Source organism: Thalassospira mesophila, assembly GCF_002115755.1.
Lineage (GTDB): Bacteria > Pseudomonadota > Alphaproteobacteria > Rhodospirillales > Thalassospiraceae > Thalassospira > Thalassospira mesophila.
Genome location: NZ_JFKA01000003.1, coordinates 115327 through 136440, shown reverse-complemented (window position 1 = coordinate 136440; position 21114 = coordinate 115327). Strand labels below are relative to the sequence as shown.

Genomic DNA, 21114 nt, shown 5'->3' with positions numbered 1-21114 from the left:
AGGACAAAACCTTGCCCTGTCGTCCGAGTTGCGGCAGGGTGCAAACCCGTCTGACCTCGCTTTGGAACAACATATATGTCAAATATCACCCTTGAGGGCCCAACCTTTCCGGCAGCCTCTGGCAACACCAAAAGCATTGTTATTTTGCTGCACGGTTATGGCGCGGATGGTAACGACCTGATCGGCCTTGCCCCCGAACTTGCAAAGTTTCTGCCTGACACGGTGTTTTATGCGCCAAATGCCCCGCATCCGTGCGAAATGTCGCCCTTTGGGCGGCAATGGTTCAGTCTGGCGTCCTATGACCCGGAATTTTTACGCCGCGATGCCGACACCATGCCCGCTGCCTTAAAGGCGCTGGCCGAAGGGGCACGCGAAAACACCGCATCCCTAGCGGGTTTCATTGGCGAGGTTCTGGCGGCCCATCAGCTAACAGCGGCCAACCTTGCCCTGGTCGGTTTTTCCCAAGGCACAATGATGGCGCTGCAACTTGGCCCCCGCCATGGCGACAAACTGGCAGGCATTGTCGGGTTTTCCGGCGCTCTTTTGGGCAATGATACCCTGGCTGGCGAAATTGTCTCTCGCCCGCCGGTCACATTGATCCATGGCAGTGCCGACCCGGTAGTGCCAATCCAGGCATCGCGCATGGCGCTAACCGCGCTAAAGGAAAACGGCTTTGATGTAACCTTGCATGAACGGCCGGGCCTGCCCCATGGAATCGACGGTGAAGGCCTTACAATCGCTGCCGATTTCCTCAAAAAGCACCTTTCCTGATCCCTGCCCGCCCGGATCTGAGCCTACCGCTTCACAAAAGCCCGCCCCGCACATGGCGGGCTTTTATTATGCATTCTCAGATAGCTTGATCTGTTTTTATAACAAGAATAAATCGAAACATTAAAATATTGTAATAAACTATCCTATTGCATAGCTTAAGGTATAGCTAACCCACCTGAACTGTGCTTATGCTGCGCCCTGTGAACGACCATAAAATCATATGCTTACAGGAAAACGGGGTACAGAATGCTGGGAAACATCCGGATCGGCACAAAAATTGCGCTGATGTCGATCATCGCTTTGGTTGCGTTGATCATTTTTGCGACAATCCAGCTTACCACCTTGAAGCGGGAATTGCTGTCTGATCGCGAAGACAAGATCAAATCCGGCACAGAAATTCTGGTGACGATGGCAAACGGGTTTTTAAACCGCGCCGATGCCGGTGAATTTTCCCGCGCCGATGCCATTACCCTGTTTTACAATGTCGTCGCCAAAAGCACCTATGACGCTGGAACCGGATATTTCTTTGCCTATTCGCCCGCCGGTATTACCCGGGTCAACGGTGCAAGCCCGGCCACCGTTGGCAAGGACCTGTCTGGCCTGCAAGATATCAACGGCACGTTTGTTGTTCGTAACCTGATTGCGGCTGCCGCGGCACCAAACGGCAGCTTTTTTACCTATCATTGGCCCAAACCGGGGCAGCCCAAAAATATCAGCTTCGATAAACTGTCCTTTGCCCGCACCTTGCCATGGGGCGATGTGATCGGCACCGGCATTTACATTGACGATGTTGACCATGCCTTTTGGGAAAATGCCAAAATTGTCATTGCGCTGGGCGGCGTCATTTTAATCGTGCTTCTTGCAACCGGGTATCTTATCGGGCGCGACATTGTTGGCGCGCTTGGCAAATTATCCAGCCGCATGGCACAAATATCGGCGGGCAAACTTGATGATGACATCGAAGGACAGGATCGCCGCGATGAAGTTGGCATCATGGCCGCAACGGTGGTCACCTTTCGACAGCACGCGGTTGAAAACCTTAAACTGGAAGCCCGGCAACGCGATATTGAACAACAATCTGAAAATCAGCGCAAATCCGATATTCGCGCCATGGCCAGTACCCTTGATGAACGGGTCAAAGGACTTATTCAAAACATCACCCGTTCGATTGCCAATATGAAAACAGCCATCAGCGAAATGCAGATTGCCGCGCGAACGAATTGCGAATTTTCAACCGCTGTTGCCTCTGCCACCACCCAGACCACGGCAAATGTGCAAACCGTTTCGGCCGCCGCAGAGGAATTAAGCACCTCGTCGGATGAAATTGCCCATCAGGTGGCAAATTCGGCAAAAATATCGGCCACGGCAAATAGCGAAGCCGCGCGGACCAACACCACCATCGCCGGTCTGTCCGGCGCAGCCCAGCGCATTGGCGATGTGGCCCAGCTCATTGGTGCCATTGCTGCCCAAACCAACCTTCTTGCGCTTAATGCCACCATCGAGGCCGCCCGTGCGGGCGATGCCGGCAAAGGGTTTGCCGTGGTTGCCGCCGAGGTTAAAAACCTTGCCAATCAAACAGCGCGTGCCACCGACGAAATTAACCAGCAAATTCTGGCCGTGCAAAACGAAACCGGCGATGCGGTTGATGCCATTCGCCGTATCTCGGACACCATCGCGCGCGTTGCCGAAAGTTCTACCGCCATTTCAGCTGCGGTCGAGCAACAACATGCCGCCATCGGCGAAATTTCACGCAATGTCCAGCAGGCTGCCATTGGCACACAGGAAGTGTCCGATCGCATCGACACCGTTAATGACAATGCCGCCAAGGTATCGGATGAAACCGCGACGCTGGTGGAAAACGCCGAAACCCTTGTCGGTCAGGCAACGTCGCTTGAACAGGCGATTGATGTTTTCCTGCAAGACCTTCACACCAAGGCAGCCTGACCACGGCCCCTTGCCCGCAAACCCAACCATCATAGCGGGCCGCTGTGGCACGGCCCCAAAAACCCGGTTAAACCACGCATACCAACAAAAAAACCACCGGCAAATCCGGTGGTTTTCCAATCTCGGCAACGTTAACTTCTGGTGGCAAACAACGGCCCGCCTAAGTTATCCGTTATCTTGTGGTTGTGCGGGCGATGGCGCATCGGACGGTGTTACGTCTTCGTCGCCGGGTTCCAGACATTCCTTGATCCAGACATCATAAACCGGGTGTTCAAGCGCCGACAAACCGGGCGTGGAGGCAAACATCCAGCCATCAAAAACCTCGACATCGGTTTTATCTTCGGACCGATGGTCCATAATTTTCAAAAAACCGGCACTTTCCGGTCTTTCTTCTGGCGGCGTCCGATAACAGGCATCCACCGTAATCGTCAGCGACCCAAAGGTAACACTTTGGCCGACGGGTACCTTGAAGGTGGAAATTCGGGCGGTAATTTTATCAAGCCCTTGCAGTTCTGCGACCTGGGCCTTGCGATAGTCCAGCGCATAGGCAGCGGGTTGTGCGGCCATAACAAAGCTGCCAGCCATCACAGCCGTCACCAACAGGGATTTCGCCTTCATCAGGATTTTTTCTCCGCTGGTCGATAGGGATTTTCCAGTTCTGCGACCACTTCGCGCATTACGGCGCGAAACTGTTCCTCGTCGCATCCCATCAACAAGGCATCTTCAAGGGCGTCCTGCATCATTTCACGCAGTTCGACAAAATTCTCGTTTAAAACCTTGATTTTTTCAACGCAGGACAATGGCGCGCCGTCGGGATTATGCCAGGTTGGCATGTCCGTTATAATGTCTGACTTGCTCATTATCTGCTCCGCTCCATATCCGCGTACCGGTCTTTCCACAAAAAGTGGCGGGTACTTCGTCAAAAGATGCAAACCAAACCGGGCCAAATCATGACAATGCCTTCACCATCATAATTTTAGCCCGTTCTTTGCGGCTTTAATTGCCCGCAGGCGCAGTTGGTGCTGGCTCGGTGCCATTTCCGCCGCCCGATGATTTGTTTGAATAAATCACCTGACCGATCAGTTCTTCAAGATTAACCGATCCCTGGGTATATTCAACCGCGCCACCAGGGGCGAGCATGTCAACATCGCCACCGGGTTCAAGCGACACAAACTTGCCGCCCAAAAGCCCGTCCGATGCGATTTTGGCCGCACTGTCGGTTGGCAGTTCCACATCCGAGCGGATTTTCATATGGACAACAGCCATATAGGTTTTCGGATCAAGTTCCTGCGAAACGACCGAGCCGACCTTAACACCCGAAATACGCACATCATTGCCCGTGGCGAGCCCGTCAATCCGATTAAAGCTGGCACTCAGTTCGTACCCGCCCTCGACCGAGCGTAACCCTGCACGGGAATAGGAAAACACGGCAAAAGCGACCGCAACGCAAATAACTGCGCCGCCTGCCAGTGTTTCGACCAGCCTGTTGCTCATCCCTTGTTCCATCCTTGCAATAATGTCGCATAATACCCGTTCAGAACGGGCCTGATCCAAAGCCGGGGCTGCAAATCAGCCTTCCGGAGTCCATGACTGATAATCACCCGTGGCCTTGGCACGTTGCCCGCCCTGGTAATCATGGCCCTTGGGGCGATAGGCATGTTTGGTGCCTGTCAGGTTCGGCTGGTGTTCTTTTTGCCAGTCGTAACGGTCTTCGGCTTTTTCTGACAGCGGCGCATCAAGGGTATAATGCAGCCATGCATGCCACTCAGCGGGCACCTTCGAGCCTTCATCTATACCTTTATAGATTACCCAGCGTTTGGCTTTGCGGCCCTGAGCAGCCTTTTTTTCGGTATAATAAACATTACCATAACGGTCTTCGCCAACGCGCTTGCCAAACAGCGAAGTAAAGATACGGGTCCCGACGGTGGCCATATTTGCGGTCTCTCTCCAAATTGTTTTTGCCCTGCCAGACAGGACGACGGTTGCGCGAGCGCGCACCGAGGACAATTACGCACCTTATATGTCGCGATGTGGCATCAAAGTCAATGTTTCAAGGCAGTCCACGCTCTCCCGTGACAAATTGCCAGGGTGCCCGACACGCACCTGAAAACCCCGCCTAAAATCCCCCACAAGGAATTGAGAAAGCACGACTCTTTGCTATGGTGCGGTTTGCGCCCTTTGTCCCCCGGGTTATCCACAGCTCGCCGTGCCGCCAAGCCCTTTGCAATCAAGGGGAAATTGTCGTTGTAACAATCACCAACAGCCGATTTTTTCACATAAATTACATGAACTTAGCTGTCAGAATCTGTCAGATTTGCGGCGAATGAAACACATTGTTAACCTTCATTACTGGATTTCACCCCGAAACAGGGTTAGCTTGTGTGACGCAAGGGATATTCCGGACACCGGCATACTATATATAGCGTATCGTATAGCGAGTCCCGGCACAACCCGACCGTGCCGCCGATAAAAAGCCCCGACATTCCAAATGCTTGGGAGCGATTCAATTATTGTTAACCAGATCGGCGAAAAATCCCTGTATAGCAACGACGCGGCACAACGCTACATGTAGTAGCTTAATTTGATGTCAACCACAAAGTTTGGTGGACGGGGCGTTTTCCATCCCCTTATAATACGCTCCCGCGGGCCTTGTGCCCTAGGGTGAATTCCACCAATAATTTGGCCAACCCGGACACGACCAATTCTTTAAGGTCGGTGGGTCGGCTTGACGTTTTGAGCAAACAATAACTGGTCTTTCGGATACTGGCCGCATTGCGCCGTATTCTGGCCGGGAACGGAGCAAATCATGCGGATTACCAGGCAGTTCACACAGGAAGATGTCAGCCCGTATGCCGACATCGATTTTCGCAAGTCATCCTGCAAAATCAAAAACCCCGATGGCTCGACCGTTTTTGAAATGAACGACATTGACGTGCCGTCGAGCTGGTCGCAGGTGGCAAGCGATGTTCTTGCCCAGAAGTATTTCCGCAAGGCGGGTGTTCCGGTTGCCTTAAAACCGGTTAAAGAAAAAGACGTTCCCCAGTGGCTTTGGCGCCATGAGGCCGACAAAACCACGCTGGAGAAAATGCCCGCAGAAGAACGCTATATCAGCGAACTTAGCGCAACCCAGGTGTTTGACCGTCTGGCTGGCACATGGGCCTATTGGGGCTGGAAAGGCGGCTATTTTGATGCCGAATCCGATGCCCGCGCCTTTTTCGATGAAATGCGCTATCAGCTTGCCCATCAGATGGGCGCGCCGAACTCGCCGCAGTGGTTCAATACCGGCCTGCATTGGGCCTATGGCATTGATGGTCCGGCACAGGGGCATTCCTATGTCGATTACCTGACCGGCAAACTCACCAAATCGACCGGTTCTTACGAACATCCCCAGCCCCATGCCTGCTTCATCCAGTCGGTTTCCGACGATCTGGTCAATGAAGGCGGCATCATGGATTTGTGGACCCGCGAAGCCCGCCTGTTCAAATATGGCTCGGGTACCGGGTCGAACTTTTCCAACGTGCGCGGCGAAGGCGAATCGCTTTCGGGGGGCGGGCGTTCTTCAGGCCTGATGAGCTTCCTTAAAATTGGCGACCGCGCGGCAGGTGCGATCAAATCGGGCGGCACCACGCGCCGGGCGGCCAAAATGGTTGTGGTTGATATTGACCACCCCGATATTGAAAAATACATCGACTGGAAAGTCGTTGAAGAACAAAAGGTTGCGGCCCTTGTCGCCGGGTCCAAACTGGCAGAAAAACACCTGACTGCCGTTTTGACCGCGTGCAACAACTGGGACGGTGCCGCCGATTCGGACGAACGGTTAAACCCGCGCAGCAACCCGCAGCTTAAAGAAGCCATTCTTTCGGCGCGCTCTGTCATGATCCCCGATTCTTACATCAACAAGATCATTCAGTTCGCCCGTGAAGGCTTTAGCGAAATCAGCTTTAAAACCTACGACACCGACTGGGATTCGGAAGCCTACCTGACCGTTTCAGGCCAGAACTCCAATAACTCGGTCCGTGTTTCGAACGACTTTTTGCAGGCCGTTCTTGATGATGGCAACTGGAACCTGATCCGTCGTACCGATGGCAAAATCGCCCAGACCATCAGCGCACGCGATTTGTGGGACAAGGTAGGCGAAGCCGCCTGGGCCTGTGCCGATCCCGGGATCCAGTATGACACCACCATTAATGAATGGCACACCTGCCCCAATTCTGGCCGCATCAATGCGTCCAACCCGTGTTCCGAATACATGTTCCTGGATGATACGGCGTGTAACCTGGCATCGATGAACCTGATGAACTTCCGTTCAGATGATGGTGGCATTGATGTTGCAGCCTATGAACATGCCGTGCGTTTGTGGACCGTGGTTCTGGAAGTTTCGGTTTTGATGGCGCAGTTCCCGTCAGACCGCATTGCCGAACTGTCTTATCGTTACCGGACGCTGGGCCTTGGCTATGCCAATATTGGCGGCCTTTTGATGAGCATGGGCATTTCATATGACAGCGACGAAGGCCGCGCCATTTGCGCGTCCCTGACCGCGATCATGTGTGGTGTTTCCTATGCCACGTCAGCCGAAATGGCGAGCGAACTGGGTGCCTTTGCCGGTTATGCCGACAATTCCAAGGAAATGCTGCGTGTGATGCGCAACCATCGCCGCGCCGCCCACGGCGAACAGGAAGGCTATGAAGGCCTGTCGATTAACCCGGTTCCGCTGATTGCCGCCGACAGCCCCTATGCCGAATTGCCTATTGCCGCCCGCGCGGCATGGGACAAGGCCCTGGAACTGGGTGAAAAGCATGGCTATCGCAACGCCCAAACCACCGTTATTGCCCCGACCGGCACCATCGGCCTGGTGATGGATTGCGATACCACCGGGATCGAGCCTGACTTTGCCCTGGTGAAGTTTAAAAAGCTGGCCGGTGGCGGTTATTTCAAAATTATCAACCGTACCGTCCCGGTTGCGCTGGCAACAATGGGCTATACCGAAAACCAGATCCGCGACATGGAAAAGTTTGCGGTGGGTTACGGTACGCTCAAGGGCTCGCCGACCATCACCCATGACGCCCTGCGCGCCAAAGGGTTTGACGACGAGGCTCTGGCCAAAATTGAAGGCGCGCTTGAAAACGCATTCGACATCAAGTTTGTATTTAACAAATACACCTTTGGTGAAGAATACTGCGTCAAGAAGCTGGGCCTTGATGCCAAAGCCATCAGCGATATCAGCTATGATATGCTGGCCGCCCTTGGCTTTAGCAAAAAAGAAATCGAAGCCGCCAACACCTATGTTTGTGGCGCGATGACCCTTGAAGGCGCGCCGCATTTGCGTGACGAGGATTTGCCGGTATTTGATTGCGCCAATCCTTGTGGGCGGACCGGCAAGCGTTACCTGTCGGCCGATAGTCACATTCGCATGATGGCCGCGGCCCAGCCGTTTATTTCGGGTGCGATTTCCAAAACCATCAACATGCCGAACAATGCTTCGATCCAGGATTGCAAGGATGCCTACATCCATTCCTGGAAACTGTGCCTTAAGGCCAATGCGCTTTATCGAGATGGCTCAAAACTCAGCCAGCCGCTAAGCTCGGCTCTGGTTGAAGAAGACGATTACGCCGACCAGCCCACGGCTGCCAAGGCAACCCAGGCGTCGGAAAAAATCGTCGAAAAAATCATCGAACGTGTCATTCGCGGTGATCGCAGCTCGCTGCCATCCCGTCGCAAGGGCTACACCCAGAAAGCCACCGTGGGCGGCCACAAGGTGTACCTGCGCACTGGCGAATATGAAGACGGCAAGCTGGGTGAAATTTTCATCGACATGCACAAGGAAGGCGCTGCTTTCCGTTCCTTGATGAACAATTTCGCCATTGCCGTTTCCATTGGCCTGCAATATGGCGTGCCGCTGGAAGAATATGTTGAAGCCTTCACCTTCACCCGCTTTGAACCCTCGGGAATGGTATCGGGCAACGATGCGATCAAGATGGCAACGTCTATTCTTGATTACATGTTCCGCGAACTTGCGATTTCCTATCTTGGCCGCAACGACCTTGCCCATGTTCAACCCAACGACATTCTGCCCGATGCGGTTGGCACGGGCGTTGCCGAAGGAAATCTGGGTCAGAAGACCAAGGCCGAAGACCAGGCAATCGAAACCATTCGCAAGGTTGCTTCCAGCGGCTTTGTGCGTCGCAACCTGTATGTTGTCGATGGCGGCCTGCCGACAGAAGAAACCGTGACCTTAAAGGCAACCGGGACGGATCATGCGCACAGCCATAATCATGACCATAGCCATCATCACGCTGAAACAGCATCCGCGTCCGCTTCGGCCGGTACGGCGTCATCCTCTTCGCAAAACAACGCCATTCTAACGGTCAGCGAAGAAGTGATGTCAAAAACCGATGCCAAAATGGACCGGGTCCGCGAAGCACGGATGAAAGGTTATGAAGGCGATGCCTGCCCGGAATGCGGCAATTTCACGCTGGTGCGTAACGGCACCTGTTTGAAATGCGACTCTTGCGGCGGCACCACTGGTTGTTCGTAAACAACCGCGCCTGACCGGTTTAAAAACCGGTTGTGAAACCAGATAAAAACCCGGCCAGAACAATCTGGCCGGGTTTTTACATATAATAATCTGCGTGTATCTTGATCGCCCGCAAAACATGCCCGCCCGCTATCATTATGCAGCTTTTAAAAACCAGACCTTGCGTTTTCGCATCAATACCCGCCATGCTTTGCCGGTTCGCTTTTGCAGGCTCTGATCTTTTATGATCTCACTGCAAATATTTAAGGGGAACATCTTTAATTTCACGGCGTTATGGCTTGGTTCGCTTATCACTGGACCCCGCACGGGGCAGGAAAAAGCAAAAAGATAATAAAGTCTCTCAGACAGGAGTTTCCCCGATGGCTATGAGCCGTGTTCTTGGTGCCGTTCTGCTGGTTGTCGGCGTATTGTTGCTGGTTTTTGGTTTCAATGCGACAGACAAGCCGGTTGAAGAATTATCCAACACCTTCCTCGGTCACTATACCGACGAAACCATGTGGTATCTGGTTGGCGGCGGTGCTGCTGCGGTGGCGGGCGTATTGATGCTTCTGTTTGGCGGCCGCCGTCGGTAATACCCCCGGCTTCCAATAAAAACACGGTTTCTCCCGATGAAAAATCACACATCGGCTCCCATGTGTTATAACGCGATATACCCTTTGTGCGAACAAGGGGTATAATCGTGCAACGGTATGTGTTTCGCTTCGGGAGAAACCAGAAATGTCCCAGACTGGACAGCGACTGTCGGACAGAATAATTCTTGCCCATCGCCTGGCTGTTGAAGAAGGCAAGGCAGAAGTCGCCGAAATCCTTATTCAGGCGCTGGAAATTGATGCGTCCTATATTGGTGGCCCCAGCCCCGAACAGCGCGAAAATATCGAAGAAGTCGAAGCCGCGTTTGAATTACAGGCGGCGTTTCGCGCCAAACACAGCCGCGTCGTTTAACGCTATTTGCACCTGCTTTGGGCCATCATCATGGCCCAAATGACCGGTTGGGCAACAGATTGTTGCCAAACCGGCTATGGTCGTTGCATGTTTTCCGCGCAATGATGTCTATAACAGATTTCATTTTGCGAGAGAGCCAAATGCCCCAACCCTCCCCGACCACAGCACCGCAAACATTCGCACCGATCTTTGTTTCTCACGGGTCGCCGATGCTGGTTGCGCGGCAAAGCACGCGGGCATTTGATTTTTTGCACAGCCAATTGCCCGGCCATCTTGAGGGCGCCGCCGCCATCCTGATCATCTCGGCCCATTGGCAAGCCCCCGTCCCCACCATTTCAACCGCGCAGCGCCCGGAAACCATTCACGATTTTTACGGTTTCCCCGATGCCCTGTATCAGATCCATTATGATGTGGCTGGCGCCCCCGAACTTGCGCGCGCTATTGCCACCAAAATAGGTGCTGCCACCGATGCCACCCGTGGCCTGGACCACGGGGCATGGATGCCGATGATTTTGGCGCGGCCCACGGGCGATATTCCGGTATTTCAGCTTTCCATGATCGAAAACGGCAATGCCGCCGACCATTTTGAACTTGGCAAAAAATTGCGTGGCTTGCGCGATATGGGGGTTCTGGTGGTTGGCAGTGGGGCAATGACCCATAATTTACGGACATTGGACTTTAACGACGGCCCCAATACCGACCCGTGGGCCGACGAATTTTGCCAATGGATGGTTAATGCTGCCAGCCAGCACGACATTGCCGACCTGCTATCATATCGCACAAAAGCCCCTCACGCCCGCATGGCTCATCCTCACGATGATCATTTGATGCCGTTTTACGTGGCCCTTGGCGCTGCCGATGACGACTATGTTTGCAAAACCCTGCATCACAGCATTGAATTTGGTAACCTTGCCATGACGGCCCTGCGCTTTTACGATCAGGAAACATCTCAAAAAGCAGCCTGAAACCGAAAGGGGCGTTTTGCAGCAACATCAAACCCGACTTGAAATTCGCACACACGGCCAAGGCCTGAGTGAATTTACCCACAGGGTCGAAAGCTGGCTCGATCAGTGCGCCATCCAGAACGGGTTGCTAACCGTGTTTTGTGCCCATACATCAGCCAGCCTGACGATACAGGAAAACGCCGACCCTGATGTGCAGCACGATCTGCAAATGTTTTTCAAACGCCTGGTGGCCGAAGACCCGGGACTTTATCGCCATACCTGCGAAGGGCCAGACGATATGCCAGCCCATATTCGTGCCGCTCTGACCAATGTATCGCTATCGATCCCGGTGCAAAACGGGCGGGCTGTTTTGGGAACATGGCAGGGCATTTACCTGTTTGAACATCGCAATGCCCCGCATCGCCGCCATATTCACCTTCATGTTATCGGCACATAAAACGCCGTTGCACAAAGGCAGGCCATCGCCACAAAATATAAGCAGGTGACACAGCAACCAACACAGAAAATCAACGTGCGCACTGTGTCACCAGCGATTTAAATTATTGTATAACGGTCGTGCGGCCTGCCATGTCAGCGCTTTGACAATCGGCAAAAATGTCCTGTTTTTTGTGATAAAGGCCGGTTTGCACGTTAAACGCCCCCAATATCGTCGAAAAGATATTGTCCTGCGAATAGGTGCCGTTTTGGCCAATTTTATTCAGACATTTCATATCGATCTTCTGGTCGCGGGCAAACCCGTCTGACAACCACATTTGAAACGGAACGTGGGTTTGTTCGTCGGGGGCAAAACGATAGGGCGTGCCGTGCAGGTAAATCCCCATTTCCCCCAGCGACTCGCCATGATCGGACAAGTAAATCAACCCCGTATCATAACGGTCCTGATAGCTGGCCAGTTTTGCCACCAGTTGCGAAACCACATAATCGGTATAGCGAATGGTATTGTCATAGGAATTGACCAGTTCTTCGTGGCTGCAATTCTCGATATCGCTACGCGGACAATCCGGGGTAAAGGTGCGAAAGGCATCGGGATAACGTTTAAAATAGGTCGGCCCGTGGCTGCCAATCAGATGCAGCCCCACCAGTTTATCGCCATTGCCCTTCATGTCGGCGATTTGCTGGTCGATATTGCGCAGCATCGCTTCATCATGGCAGGAATTCCCCTCGCACAAATCGGGGTAATCTGCCGGGTTCAGGGTCATATGCGGAATACGATTACAAACGCCCTTGCAGCCATCGTCATTTTCTTTCCAGAAAACAGACACGCCCGCCTTATGCACAACATCAAGCAAACCTTCGCTGTTGCGCGCCCGGTCGGTATCAAACCCGTCACGATTGTCGGGCGAAAACATGCAGGGCACAGAAATGGCCGTGGCGGTGCCACACGAACGCACATTTTGAAACGAAACCAGATTATCAATCTTGCTGGTGAACGGGTTTGTCGCGCGGTCATAACCATTTACAGCATAATTTGCCGCGCGCGCCGTTTCACCAATCACCAGAAAAAACAGTTTTGGTTTGGCCGTGCTGGCCCGGCTTAGCTGATGGGCATCATCGCCAATGGTTTTAAATGGCACTTTTGAGGCCAGATAGCGGCGTTTGACAAATTTGATGGTGCTGGCGATATAGTTTTCCGGCACCACTTCCTTGGCCAGTTCGCGGTTATTGCGCCCGACCGAGGCATAATCCTGATAATAAAAACCAACAAACCCGGCGACAACGACCAAGAAACACACCATCGCGCCAACGCGGTGCAATAGCCCTTTGTACCAGCGTTCCGCCGGAATGACCTGTACGAACATGATCAAAATGGCAGGCACCACCCCCATCAGAACCACCATCGCAATCGAATGGGCATTCACATAGGAACCGGCTTCGCGGCTGTTGGTTTCAAACACATTCTGGATCATCGCGCGGTCAAAAACGATGCGGTATTTGACCATCGCAAAACTGACCATCGCCCCCGTGATCAACACCAGCACAAAAAACGGTTTCAGGGTGTAGCGCGATGAAAACGGAATAAAAACAAAGTTTAACGCCGCGATCAGCACCAGCGGAATTGAAATGGCAAAACCGATGCTGAAATTATCAAGTGCGGACAGGATCTCGTAAAAATGGCGCAATAGCGCAAAATTAAGAACAAAAGCAAAATACAACGACAGGACAAAAACAAATGTCAGCGCCCGAACGCGGATTAAAACGGGGGTTTTCAATCGCGTTACCTTTCTAACAATCACACAACAAGGGATCAAACCCCTGCAATGCGTGTTGAAATTGGTCTTACACGATCAGGGGCAGACGCACCCTAACGCGGCTTCCTGACAGCAAGCTGAAACGCCCCGATGAAATCATCACAACCGCCTGAAAGTCGGCGCCCGTTATCGCGGATCGGGGCATATCACGGTGCAGAGCGCATGGTAAATAACGTCAGATCTGTGCCGCCAAATCGCGTTTGCGTTTGCGGCCATACAATGCCAGCGCACTATGCGTTGCCAGTGTCACAATCACCACGGCACCGGCGATCAGGGTGGTCGATGAGGGCACCTCGCCCATAAACAGCCACACCAGCCCCGAGCCCAAAATCGCCTCGGTCAGCATGATCAGGCCGACCTCAGCCGCCGGGATGCGTTTAGCCCCCATTGAAATAAAGGTAAATGACAACGGCAAAACCAGACAGCCCAGCAAAATCAGCCATAAAGGATCCCACGGAAACAGCATCAGCGGGTGTGCAGCAGGTGCAACGCATATTGCGACCAGCAAAGCCCCAACCATCATCGCACGAACAGTATCAACAGCAATTCGTGCGCCAAGCACATTGAAATAACACGCCATGCACAATGCCGTGCCCAATGCCAGAACGTCGCCCAGCATATGCGCACCACCCAGCCCGTTACCCACAATAATGGCCAGTGCGGCAAACACCACAATCGATGCCACCCAGGTCCGCATTGGCTGTTTGCGCTTGAACAAAAAGGCCCCGATCAAGCCGCTGATCAGCGGGGTGGCCGCAATGATGACCAGGGTATTGGCGGCATCGGTATTTTTGATCGATAAAATAAAACAGGCACTGGTGCCGCCATAAAATATTCCGGCCAGAATTTCATCCTTGCGCGGGCAAATGGCCTGCCACAAAGGCTGGCGTGCCCGGGCGCCGCGCCATGCCGCCGCCGCCATCAGGGTTGCCCCCAATATCAACAACCGCCAAAAGGCCGTTGTCATATCGTCCGCCTTGATCAACCGGATCAACAGGGCATCGGGGCTTAAAATCGTAATGCCCAGCAAGGCCAGCCATCCGCCATGCACCCGGTCCAGCCATTTTGTCGCACCCGTCATTGTCCGTTTCCCCACCCGTTATCATCTGTTTTTGTTTCTCTACCGGCTTTCTGCACGCGAAATCGGCAAATTACAAATGAGCAATTTAGAACAATGCTGAAACGGGCGCGAAACCGGGCACCATTTCACACAAAGAAATGGTTTTGTTTACCCGCCAAGACCGATAGATTACGCAAACACACCTAAAACACGCCCTGACTGCAAAGGAAACAATCATGTCTGGTAAAATCGAAGCCCGCCTTGGCGAACTTGGCATCACCCTGCCCCAGGCCAATGCGCCCGTGGCAAATTATTTGCCGTATGTCCGTTCGGGCAACCTTGTGAATATTTCCGGCCAGATCACCATGGAAAATGGCGAACTGAAATTCATTGGCAAACTGGGCAAGGAATATGGCGTGGAAGACGGCCAGAAAGCGGCACGTTTGTGCGCGCTAAACCTGGTAGCACAATTGCGCGCCGCCATTGGCGACCTTGATAACGTTATCCGCGTTGTCAAACTCAACGCCTTTGTTAATTCCGCCCCCGATTTTACCGACCAGCCCAAGGTCGTAAATGGTGCGTCCGACACGATGGTGGAAATTTTTGGTGATGCTGGCAAACATGCCCGTTCCGCCGTTGGCGTGGCATCGCTGCCGTTGGGTGTGGCTGTTGAAATTGACGGCGTTTTTGAAGTCGCCTGACGCTGACCCGCCAAAATTAAACAACAATATCAACAGGCAGGATGCATTTCCTGCCTGTTGATATTTAAAACGCTGTGTCGTTCAAATTACCATCCGTCACGAACGCCTGCCGTCGCCGCCAAACAGATGATTGCGCATATGATTGGCCAGGGCGCGAATGGCCGGTGCCGCACTTTCTTGCGCCCAATACATGTTAATTGAAAATGCTGGCAATGGCGGCAATTCACGGTCGTCGGTAATAATTGCCAGATCATCGGGCACCGTTGCCGCCAGCCACGCCGTTACTGCCATATCGGTGCGCACGGTTACTGCCGTTGCCTCGATATTTCCGCTTTCAAACACGGTGCGCCACGGCAAATTTCGGGTTTCAAGCGCCTCGAAAACGACGGGGCGAAAGGCACAGGTCTGGCTAACCATGGATACCGGCAACGGGCGCCTGGCCCGTGCGGTGCCGCCCTTGGCCCCCACCCAAACCAGCCGTTCAATGCGCAAACATTCCCCGCCGGGCTGGTCGCGAACCGGTTCCTCGATCAGGGCAATGTCAATTTCACCGGCCGCAAGGGCGTTTTTCAAATCCGGCGAGGCGGCACAAATCAGCGATAATTCCACCTGCGAAAAAGCCGCGTTATAGCTTTTTAAAACCGGTGCAATGCCCTTGCCCACCAGATCAAACGGCACCCCAAGCCGCACCTTGCCCCGTTCGACATCGCCGGTCATTTCCGCCCAGATTTCATCATTAAGTGCCAGAATTTGCCTGGCGCGGCCAAATAAACGTTCGCCTGCCGCAGTTAAACGCAACCCGCGCCGGTCACGCTCAAACAAAGATGCGCCCAACACATCTTCCAACCGCCGAACTTGCTGGCTGACAGCACCCTGCGTTAAATGCAGGGTCGCGGCCGCCGCTGTCATACTGGCCTTGTCAGCAACCGTGATAAATGTACGAATTAATGCGGTATCAAGATTTCCAACCATGCCAGCATTATATTATGTAATGTCGCTCATTACAAACATTGCCTTTCTTAATTTATCGCTCCGGTGTCTGATCGACGAACCGCCTCCCCTTGGCACAGATACCGGAACGACGATCATGATGCTTGATACCCTTGGTCCGCTGGCCCTTTTCACCCTTGTCGCGGCCATATCACCCGGCGGGGCCACCACGCTGGCAACGGCATCGGGCCTGCAATATGGGCTGGCACGGTCCTTCCCCATGATATTTGGCATTGCCTTTGGCATGGCAAGCCTTGCAGCAGCTGCAGCAGGTGGGTTGGCAAGTTTGGTGCTGGCAAGCCCGGCCTTGCATTTGGGGTTAAAAATTGTCGGAACGGCCTATCTGTTGTGGCTGGCTTTTGCCATTGCGCGTAAAGGTCGCCCACCCCAAAACACACAACTTGCCAACCCGGTCAGCTTTTGGGGCGGCATGGGGCTTTTATGGCTTAACCCCAAGGGTTGGGCGATGACAATGGGGGCCGCGGCATCCTTTTCCACCCTGATCCCGAACCCGGTCAATCTGGCATCCTGGCTTGGCGCGGCCTTTGGCCTTTCGGCCATCGTTTCCTTAACTTTATGGTGCAGCACAGGCGTTGTTATGGCGCGATTATTAAAGTCGGAAACACAATGGAAAGTGCTTAATATCTTTTTGGGCAGCCTGCTTGCTGCGTCGGTTATTCCGATATGGCTGTTTTAGCTTTAATGCTTGCCAACCACATTCAGCCCGGCAACCCCGCCAATAATCATAAGCAGGAAAACCCCCTTGATCAGGGTTACCGGTTCCTTGAAAAACATCATGCCGATTAACGCAATCGCCGCCGTTCCCAGGCCCGACCAAATAGCATAGGCCGTGCTGACCGGCAGGGTGCGCAAGGTAATCGATAACATCCAGAAACTGATGCCATAAAGAGCCAGCGTCAGCGTGGTAAAACGCCAGTCGCTAAACCCGTCGGAAAATTTCAGGCTTACCGTGCCCGCGACTTCCAGGCCGATTGCGCAAATCAAAAACAGCCACGCCGCCATGTCTTTTTCCTATCCAATACCAAAACCGGCCCGAGCATGGCCAAAACCGCAGCTTTGCACAACCCATTGCCCTGCATGGCAGGTTTTCACACCCAAAGGCCGTTATCGAAGACTTTGCCCCACCGCCAAAGCGTTCTATATATCAGCTAACGAAAGATTACCGGCATAACGGGTGGACAGATAATGCAAGAAACCGAAATCCTGATCGCTGGCGGCGGTATCGCTGGCTTAAGTGCTGCGGCACGCCTTGCCGCCGATGGCCACCAGATTGTCATTGTGGACCCGGCACCGGCGGAAACATCGCCCGGCATTAACACCCCCGCAAGCCCCCCCGCCAACGATGCCCCCATGCCCGACCTGCGCACCACCGCATTTTTAAAACCCGGCATCGACACCCTGACCTATGCCGGTGTGTGGGATGACATGCAAGCCAGCGGCGCACAATTGCGCGTTATGCGGATTGTGGATGCCGGCGGCGTTGAACGCACCCCGCGCGAAACCGCCGATTTTGACGGGGCCGAAACCAGCGATGGCTATTTTGGCTGGAACATCACCAATATTGCCGCCAAAGCTGCGCTTTTGCGCAAAATCGCCACGCTGGATAATGTTCGTTTAATCAATAACTGCCGTGTTACCGGCTACGCCCCGCCCACTGCGGCGGGCCCCGGCCCGGCGATTATTACCTTGTCGGACGGGCAAAAATTTACCGCAGCGCTGGTTTTGGCCGCCGATGGCCGCAATTCCACCCTGCGCGATCTGGCCGGCATCCGGTTTAACCGCTGGTCCTATGATCAGGATGCGCTGGTTTTTGCCGTATCGCACGAAACCGCGCATAACAATATTTCAACCGAAATCCATCGGTCCGGCGGCCCGCTGACATTGGTGCCCATGCCCGACCATAATGGAAAAGCCTGTTCGTCGGTGGTGTGGATGGTGCCCCATGCCCGCGCAATGCAGCTTGAGGCAATGGAGGATGCCGCCCTTGCCAGCGAGCTAACCCGCGAAACCATGAACCTGTTTGGCCCGGTTGAAATTATAACGCCGCGCGCCGTTTGGCCGATGGTCGCACAAATTGCCCATCGTTTAACCGCCCCGCGCCTGGCCTTAATCGCCGAAACCGCCCATGTGGTGCCGCCCATCGGCGCACAGGGCTTAAATATGAGCCTGCATGACATCGAAACACTGGCAAAGCAGATTGATCTCGCGAAACTTGAAAACAAGGATATCGGCAGCGATGCGTTGTTGCATCACTGGGAACGCCGCCAATTGCCCAAAACCATTGGCCGGGTTGGCGGCATTGACCTGTTAAACCGCGCGGCAATAGCCGAACCCGAATTTTTGCGCGACCTTCGCTATACCGGGCTTTGCGCGATCAACCATATCGGCCCGCTGCGCCGTTTGGCAATCAAGGCCGGGATCGGCAAATAACCCACACCCTGTTTTATTTGCTATGGCCTTTGTTCGCGGACGCGTATTTGCACCTCGGCCCACATTGTTGTCAAATTAGGGTTGTAGATCCGCGCTAGCTTAACAGACTATCGCAATACAAAGCCCACGACAGGAGACCCACTATGTTCAAAATCCCTGGAAAAGCAGGCATCGTCGCCTTGGCACTGACCCTGTTTATGGGCGTTGCCACCAGTTTTCCTGCCGCAGCACAAAACAGCCAAAGCACACTTCGCGAGGATATTACCAAGGCGACTGCAGGGCATAAACTGACGGCCGATGAATTAACCCGTATGAGCAATGTCGTCAGCGAAATCAAAAGCCATAAATCCGACTATGACCTGAAATCCAAAAAGCCAAAATCATTGGACGAAATGGTTGAAAACCTTAACAACCAGCCCAAAATCAAGGCGTTGTTATCGGAAAACGGGTTTAGCGCCCGCGACTATCTGATCACCAGCATGACAATGGCCCATAGTGCGGTTGCCGCCCGTGTTGGCGAAGATAAAATACCAAATACCGACCCGGAAAATGTTGAATTTGTGCGCCAGCATCAAGACGCGGTAGACGCCCTGATGCGCACCAGACGGTAAACCCGTATTCCCTGTCATACTAAAACTCGTTGATCGAAACCGATCAACGAGCCCCTCCATCGGCGGGCGGGCTTCACAAACGCCCGTGCCTTTCGCAGCGCGGTCGCGCCTGACCAAGCCTTCATGAGTTATTCATGTAATGGCGTGGTATCAGGTCCGCAAGGACATTTCGCGGGCGGGGTTGCCAACCACGGTAACCCCGGCGGGCACATCGCGGGTTACCACCGCCCCGGCGCCGATGATGGCATCATCGCCAACGCGAACCCCACCCAGAATAATCACACCGCCGCCCACCCACACATTTTCCCCAAGGGTCACAGGGTGGGCAATTTCCAGCCCGTCCTTGCGCAAAACCGGGTCTTTATGATGCTGTGCGCAATAAATTTGCACATTGGGGCCCAGCATGCTGCCAGCACCAATGCGTATTTCGGCACTGTCTAAAAACGTGCAGCCCGCATTGATAAAAACCAGTTCCCCAAGGTGAATATTGCCGCCATAGGCACAATGAAACGGCACTTCGATGCGGGCATCGGGCGCGGACGAGCCCAGCACGGCAAACAGATCGGGGGTAATATTGCCGCGATCATCGGGCAGGGTGGTGTTATGGGCAAAAACCGCCCGGCGTGCCACCATTCGCAGTTCAGCCAGTTCATCGTCCAGGCACCGATACCATTGACCGGACGCCATTTTTTCCCGCTCACTTACCGTCAAATCACCATTCCCCCGAATTATGTTTTGACGTGACTGTGCCCGAAGAACGCCATGACTGCAAGAAAAGGGCAGCCTGAATATCATCGCCCGCGCCGCTCAAACACGTTTTCACACCGCAAACTGGTAAAACAGGGCATTCCCACCGCCCAGCAGTGGGCCAAATGGCCGAACATGGTAAAAGGATGGTGGGCAGAACCAACCCTATGCCGGGTTAACCGCCCGTATTTGGGCCATGCTTTGGCGCGGCGTCATGCCAAACAGGCGGGCAAATTCGCGGCTGAACTGGCTGCTGCTTTCATACCCCACCTCATAGGCGGCCTCGGTCGCCGATAATGCCTTTGCCCCCATCAGGTGGCGGGCTTCGCGCAGGCGCAATTCCTTTTGATATTGCAACGGCGTCATCCCGGTGACCGATTTGAAATGCTGATGAAAGGACGAAACACTCATACCGGCCAATTCCGCCAAATGGTCAATCCGCAAGGCTTGGCTAAAATCACTGCGGATTTTATAAATGGCGCGTGCAATGCGCCGGGTATGACCATCGGGCAGGCTTAAACGGCGCAACACATGCCCGTGCGGGCCCGACAACAACCAGAAATAAATCTCGCGCCGGATTAACGGGTACAACACGCCAATGGCATGGGGGCGGTTTAACAGTTGTAAAATCCGCCCGGCACAATCAAGCATGGCCTCATCGACATCCTCGATATAAAGCGCGCCCGGGCCATTTTTGCCCGTGGCCGTGCCTGTGGCACCATCCTTTTCAATCTCGCTTAGCAAATCACGAATTTCGGCCAGATCAATATCAATCGACATCGCTAAAAACGGGGCGTCGGGCGTGGCATCTGTCACCCGGCCAATCACGGGCAAATCAACACTTACCACAAGGGACTGCAGGGCGTGAAATTGCGATATTTGCCCGCCAACACTCACCTGCTTGGCCCCTTGCAAAACCAGACACAGAACCGGGCGGTAAATCATATGCAAAAGCCCGGTTGGCCGTGTTTCGCGCATCACCATCACCCCGTCAATGGCGGTTTCAAATACACCATCATCGGCACTTAGCTGTTTAAGGCAGGATGCCAGACCAGATTTGATTTCGGCGTATTTGGGGCCAAATGTCATCGGGGTGTCCTTTATAAAAGGCAGAGAATAATACCAATAAAATTACCCCGAACTGCGCC

21 protein-coding genes are annotated in these 21114 nt (G+C 53.8%); 11 read left to right on the top strand and 10 right to left on the bottom strand.

Features of this window, described 5'->3' with window-relative positions; genetic code table 11:
• Positions 1-75 precede the first annotated feature (75 nt).
• On the top strand, positions 76-771 hold the full coding sequence (locus tag TMES_RS08490; RefSeq protein WP_085581479.1) for an alpha/beta hydrolase: 696 nt from the start codon (positions 76-78) through the stop codon (positions 769-771).
• 246 nt (positions 772-1017) lie between these two features.
• Positions 1018-2715 (top strand): methyl-accepting chemotaxis protein, encoded by a 1698-nt coding sequence (locus TMES_RS08485; protein WP_085581477.1) that lies wholly within the window; start codon positions 1018-1020, stop codon positions 2713-2715.
• A gap of 165 nt (positions 2716-2880) precedes the next feature.
• Here TMES_RS08485 and TMES_RS08480 read toward each other — a convergent pair whose 3' ends face one another.
• The 4 genes from TMES_RS08480 to TMES_RS08465 form a co-directional block, all read right to left on the bottom strand.
• Positions 2881-3333 carry a DUF2155 domain-containing protein gene (locus tag TMES_RS08480; protein ID WP_085581475.1) on the bottom strand — a complete coding sequence of 151 codons (453 nt, stop codon included), beginning with the start codon at positions 3331-3333 and terminating at the stop codon, positions 2881-2883.
• Entirely contained in the window at positions 3333-3575 is a 243-nt protein-coding gene (locus TMES_RS08475) for a hypothetical protein (protein WP_085581474.1), read from the bottom strand. Before TMES_RS08475 ends, TMES_RS08480 begins: the two co-directional genes overlap by 1 nt.
• A 136-nt stretch (positions 3576-3711) precedes the next feature.
• The gene (gene mlaD, locus TMES_RS08470; protein WP_085582049.1) at positions 3712-4209 is read right to left on the bottom strand and encodes an outer membrane lipid asymmetry maintenance protein MlaD; all 498 of its coding nucleotides are present in this window, start codon (positions 4207-4209) and stop codon (positions 3712-3714) included.
• A 75-nt stretch (positions 4210-4284) separates the two neighbouring features.
• Positions 4285-4647: an NADH:ubiquinone oxidoreductase subunit NDUFA12 gene (locus TMES_RS08465; protein ID WP_085581472.1), complete on the bottom strand. Its 363-nt coding sequence runs from the start codon at positions 4645-4647 to the stop codon at positions 4285-4287.
• Between the two features lie 874 nt (positions 4648-5521).
• Between TMES_RS08465 and TMES_RS08460 the strand changes: the two genes are divergently transcribed.
• The 5 genes from TMES_RS08460 to TMES_RS08440 all read left to right on the top strand — a co-directional run bounded on the left by TMES_RS08460 (position 5522) and on the right by TMES_RS08440 (position 11593).
• Positions 5522-9250 carry a vitamin B12-dependent ribonucleotide reductase gene (locus tag TMES_RS08460; protein WP_085581470.1) on the top strand — a complete coding sequence of 1243 codons (3729 nt, stop codon included), beginning with the start codon at positions 5522-5524 and terminating at the stop codon, positions 9248-9250.
• A 359-nt stretch (positions 9251-9609) separates the two neighbouring features.
• Positions 9610-9822 carry a DUF3185 family protein gene (locus tag TMES_RS08455; protein WP_085581468.1) on the top strand — a complete coding sequence of 71 codons (213 nt, stop codon included), beginning with the start codon at positions 9610-9612 and terminating at the stop codon, positions 9820-9822.
• Positions 9823-9967: 145 nt separating this feature from the next.
• The gene (locus tag TMES_RS08450) at positions 9968-10192 is read left to right on the top strand and encodes a hypothetical protein (RefSeq protein WP_085581466.1); all 225 of its coding nucleotides are present in this window, start codon (positions 9968-9970) and stop codon (positions 10190-10192) included.
• A gap of 140 nt (positions 10193-10332) precedes the next feature.
• Positions 10333-11157 carry a DODA-type extradiol aromatic ring-opening family dioxygenase gene (locus TMES_RS08445; RefSeq protein ID WP_085581464.1) on the top strand — a complete coding sequence of 275 codons (825 nt, stop codon included), beginning with the start codon at positions 10333-10335 and terminating at the stop codon, positions 11155-11157.
• Positions 11158-11173: 16 nt separating this feature from the next.
• The gene (locus TMES_RS08440) at positions 11174-11593 is read left to right on the top strand and encodes a secondary thiamine-phosphate synthase enzyme YjbQ (protein WP_085581462.1); all 420 of its coding nucleotides are present in this window, start codon (positions 11174-11176) and stop codon (positions 11591-11593) included.
• Positions 11594-11696: 103 nt separating this feature from the next.
• Here TMES_RS08440 and TMES_RS08435 read toward each other — a convergent pair whose 3' ends face one another.
• A complete protein-coding gene (locus TMES_RS08435; RefSeq protein WP_085581460.1) occupies positions 11697-13367 on the bottom strand; it encodes a phosphoethanolamine transferase in 1671 nt (556 codons plus the stop codon).
• Positions 13368-13581: 214 nt separating this feature from the next.
• A complete protein-coding gene (locus TMES_RS08430) occupies positions 13582-14487 on the bottom strand; it encodes a DMT family transporter (RefSeq protein WP_085581458.1) in 906 nt (301 codons plus the stop codon).
• Between the two features lie 215 nt (positions 14488-14702).
• Here TMES_RS08430 and TMES_RS08425 point away from each other — a divergent pair, with 215 nt between their 5' ends.
• Entirely contained in the window at positions 14703-15167 is a 465-nt protein-coding gene (locus TMES_RS08425) for a RidA family protein (RefSeq protein ID WP_085581457.1), read from the top strand.
• A gap of 96 nt (positions 15168-15263) precedes the next feature.
• Here the strand turns inward: TMES_RS08425 and TMES_RS08420 are convergent, their stop codons facing one another.
• Positions 15264-16139 carry a LysR family transcriptional regulator gene (locus tag TMES_RS08420; RefSeq protein WP_085581455.1) on the bottom strand — a complete coding sequence of 292 codons (876 nt, stop codon included), beginning with the start codon at positions 16137-16139 and terminating at the stop codon, positions 15264-15266.
• A 19-nt stretch (positions 16140-16158) separates the two neighbouring features.
• Between TMES_RS08420 and TMES_RS08415 the strand changes: the two genes are divergently transcribed.
• Positions 16159-16854, top strand: coding sequence for a LysE family translocator (locus TMES_RS08415; protein WP_211275891.1), 696 nt, complete (start codon positions 16159-16161; stop codon positions 16852-16854).
• Positions 16855-16856: 2 nt separating this feature from the next.
• Here TMES_RS08415 and TMES_RS08410 read toward each other — a convergent pair whose 3' ends face one another.
• Entirely contained in the window at positions 16857-17180 is a 324-nt protein-coding gene (locus TMES_RS08410) for a DMT family transporter (protein WP_085581453.1), read from the bottom strand.
• A 183-nt stretch (positions 17181-17363) separates the two neighbouring features.
• On the opposite strand from TMES_RS08410, the gene TMES_RS08405 reads away from it, so the two are divergent.
• Both TMES_RS08405 and TMES_RS08400 read left to right on the top strand, forming a co-directional pair.
• Complete coding sequence (locus tag TMES_RS08405) at positions 17364-18608, top strand: FAD-dependent monooxygenase (RefSeq protein WP_085581451.1); 1245 nt, start codon at positions 17364-17366, stop codon at positions 18606-18608.
• Positions 18609-18751: 143 nt separating this feature from the next.
• On the top strand, positions 18752-19219 hold the full coding sequence (locus TMES_RS08400; protein WP_085581449.1) for a hypothetical protein: 468 nt from the start codon (positions 18752-18754) through the stop codon (positions 19217-19219).
• Positions 19220-19369: 150 nt separating this feature from the next.
• On the opposite strand, the gene TMES_RS08395 is transcribed toward TMES_RS08400, so the two are convergent.
• Both TMES_RS08395 and TMES_RS08390 read right to left on the bottom strand, forming a co-directional pair.
• The gene (locus TMES_RS08395; RefSeq protein WP_245835262.1) at positions 19370-19906 is read right to left on the bottom strand and encodes a sugar O-acetyltransferase; all 537 of its coding nucleotides are present in this window, start codon (positions 19904-19906) and stop codon (positions 19370-19372) included.
• A 225-nt stretch (positions 19907-20131) separates the two neighbouring features.
• The gene (locus TMES_RS08390) at positions 20132-21055 is read right to left on the bottom strand and encodes an AraC family transcriptional regulator (RefSeq protein WP_085581445.1); all 924 of its coding nucleotides are present in this window, start codon (positions 21053-21055) and stop codon (positions 20132-20134) included.
• Positions 21056-21114 lie beyond the last annotated feature (59 nt).